We start from the raw sequence: 255 nt of genomic DNA on the forward strand, positions 1-255 counted from the left end.
GATTTATCCCCAAAGATTGTATATTGTCGTTATAGTAGGGGCACGGCATAGATAACTTTTGATTTATCCCCAAAGATTGTATATTGCCGTTATAGTAGGGGCACGGCATAGATAACTTTTGATTTATACCCAAAGATTGTATATTGCCGTTATAGTAGGGGCACGGCATAGATAACTTTTGATTTATCCCCAAAGATTGTATATTGCCGTTATAGTAGGGGCACGGCATAGATAACTTTTGATTTATCCCCAAAG

1 protein-coding gene is annotated in these 255 nt (G+C 37.6%); it reads right to left on the minus strand.

Features of this window, described 5'->3' with window-relative positions; translation table 11 throughout:
* Positions 1 to 229, minus strand: a 229-nt coding sequence (locus MiSe_RS50405) for a hypothetical protein (RefSeq protein WP_226595141.1), incomplete at its 3' end; no start/stop codon positions are given.
* Positions 230 to 255: the final 26 nt, after the last annotated feature.

The organism is Microseira wollei NIES-4236 (genome assembly GCF_020521235.1).
GTDB lineage: Bacteria > Cyanobacteriota > Cyanobacteriia > Cyanobacteriales > Aerosakkonemataceae > Microseira > Microseira wollei.